The sequence below is a fragment of the Dietzia sp. UBA5065 genome, from assembly GCA_002415925.1.
Classification (GTDB): domain Bacteria; phylum Actinomycetota; class Actinomycetes; order Mycobacteriales; family Mycobacteriaceae; genus Dietzia.
The window spans coordinates 39,190-41,704 of record DIAZ01000018.1; the positions used below are offsets into that span (position 1 = coordinate 39,190).

General features: G+C 73.8%; 2 protein-coding genes and 1 pseudogene. All 3 read right to left on the reverse strand.

The features are described 5' to 3' along the window. Positions 1–350, reverse strand: a 350-nt coding sequence (gene purN / locus B4M60_RS01805; RefSeq protein ID WP_291079729.1) for a phosphoribosylglycinamide formyltransferase, incomplete at its 3' end; no start/stop codon positions are given. Between the two features lie 60 nt (positions 351–410). Beyond that, entirely contained in the window at positions 411–1,976 is a 1,566-nt protein-coding gene (locus B4M60_RS01810) for a DUF6350 family protein (RefSeq protein WP_291079731.1), read from the reverse strand. Between the two features lie 107 nt (positions 1,977–2,083). Further along, positions 2,084–2,515 (reverse strand): annotated as a pseudogene (locus B4M60_RS01815) (succinate--CoA ligase subunit alpha); the annotation flags it as partial.

A 2,515-nucleotide genomic window follows, 5' to 3' on the forward strand; every position in this document is an offset into this window, starting at 1 on the left:
CGGCCGGGGAACTCGCCGAGGAAGGTTCCGCCGAGGATCCGCATGAATCCGGCCGAGACCACCCAGTCGGGAGCGAACTCGCGGACGACTCGGGTCAGCTCGCGGTCCCAGGCCGCCCGGTCCGGGTGATCGGCGGGCCGGACCACGACCGTCGGCAGGCCGACCCGCCCGGCGTGGGCGACGGCCTCGCACTCTCGGTCCGAGACCAGGGCGATGATGCGGTACGGGCTGTCCGACTCCCCGGCCGCGTCGATCACGCTCTGGGCGAGCGTCCCGGCGCCGGAGGCCAGGAGCACGACGGGGCAGGGGTCCACGGACTCGGCACTGACCACGGACTCGGCATTGACCACGTCCTCTGCTCCTGCCCGTCGACCCCCGTGTCCGGGGATGCCCGGGACACTGTGGGGAGTCTAGTCGGCGGCCCCGGGGGCCTCGTCAGGGTCCTCGTCAGGGTCCTCGTCGGCGCGGTCGGAGGGCGCCTCGTCGGGCTCCCGTCCGGGCACCGCGTCACCCGGCACCGGCTCCTCGGGCGGGGCGTCGGACGATCCGCCGTCGACGTCGATCGCGTGGTCCTCGACCGCCTCCCCCGCCCCCGCATCGACGGGCTCGGGCCGATCAGCGGCGGCCTCGTCGTCGTCGGGCTCGCGGTCGTCCGGCTCGTCATGACCCGGCTCGTCATGACCCGGCTCGTCACGATCGGGCTCGGACAGGGACTCCTCCACGGGCGCGGGGCCCTCCCCGACCTCGTCGGGCTCCCCACCGCCGGCGGTCCCGGCCCTGCGCCGTCGGCGCTCCAGGTCGCTGGCCGCCTTCTCGCGCCGACGCGTGAGGCCGGCCAGCGACAGCGCGATGGTCGCCGATCCGATCACGCCGAACAACGCCAGCGCGGTCCCGGCCGCGATGAGCGAGCCGGTGCCGACGGTGCCGAGGACGCCGAGCTCGCCGCCCGCGACGACCGGGCTCACCGAGATGACCACGGCGACGATCACGGCGCCCAACCAGGAGGCCTTGACGGCGTCGGCCGTGGTCCGGAACCAGTGCGCGACCGACCGGGCGAGCGCCGCCGCGACGAGCACGGTCACCAGCAGCAGACCCTGGACCACCCAGTGCGGATCGGTGGTGGGCAGCGCGGCGGCGAGGGGCACCTCGGGCATCGGCCCGCGCGAGACCGCGAACACGCTGTAGGACGCCTCGCCCAGATGCGCCTCCCCACCCACGGCGAGGGTCGCGGCGGCCACCACCACGTTGGGCAGGTACGCGACCGAGATCGCGGTCAGCGCCCCGGTCCCCACGACGCCCTTGCCGATCTCCATCACGGCCCCGACCGGCTCCCAGGCCCCCACCAGGCCGACCAGCACGAGGAGCGTGCCGATCGCCCAGGTGGCCGCGACGAAGGCCGTGCCGAGGTGGATTCCACCCCGCACCCACAGGGGCAGGATCTCGCGGAGGTCCCGTCGGAAGTACAGCCACACGCCCAGACCGGAACCGACGACGGCGACCGTCGCGGTCCAGAGCAGGGCCACCGGCAGGGACGCCTCACGCACGGCGAAATCGGACGCCGCCGAGCCCACGAGCAGGGAGGCGAGCGCCGTGAGGAGCAGCCCCGCCGCGGTCACGCCGGCCACCGCGGCCCCGGCCTCCCGTGGACCCGGCTGCTCGATGTCGGACAGCACCGCCCTGGTCTGGCGCGCGAGCACCGCCATGTAGAGCAGCGGGGGCAGCAGCGGGAGGAACCCGAGGGGCACCGCGTCCACCGTCAGCGGAACCCTGTTGACGACGAGCCATTCCACGGCGACCACCGCGAAGAGGGAATCGAACCCGCGCGCGCTGAACACCAGGAGCGCGAGGGTGAGCGCGACGAGGACCAGCACCGTGACGATGACCGGAAGGGCCGCGGCGGCCGCCGTCCACAGCAACGACCGGGCCCCCGCGGGCGCACGGTTCGCGGCGGGCCGGATCACACGGGGAGGACTCACCCTGCCACCGTAGATACCCGGCCGGTCCGGGCACCCCCGGCACGCCGCGACCCCCCGCCATCCGGGGATGACGGGGGGTCGCGAACCGCGTGCGGTGACCGGGTGGGTCACATGGCGTCGAGGATCTCCTTGGCGAGCGCGGCGGTCGCGGACGGCGTCTTGCCGACCTTGACGCCGGCGGCCTCGAGGGCCTCCTGCTTGGCCTGCGCGGTGCCCGCGGAGCCGGAGACGATGGCGCCGGCGTGGCCCATGGTCTTGCCCTCGGGAGCCGTGAAGCCGGCCACGTAGCCGACGACCGGCTTGGTGACGTTGGCCTTGATGTAGTCGGCGGCACGCTCCTCGGCGTCGCCGCCGATCTCGCCGATCATCACGATGACCTTGGTCTCCGGGTCGTTCTCGAAGGCCTCGATGCAGTCGATGTGCGTGGTGCCGATGATCGGGTCGCCGCCGATGCCGATGGCGGTCGAGAAGCCGTAGTCGGCGAGCTCGTACATCATCTGGTAGGTCAGGGTGCCCGACTTGGACACCAGGCCGATCGG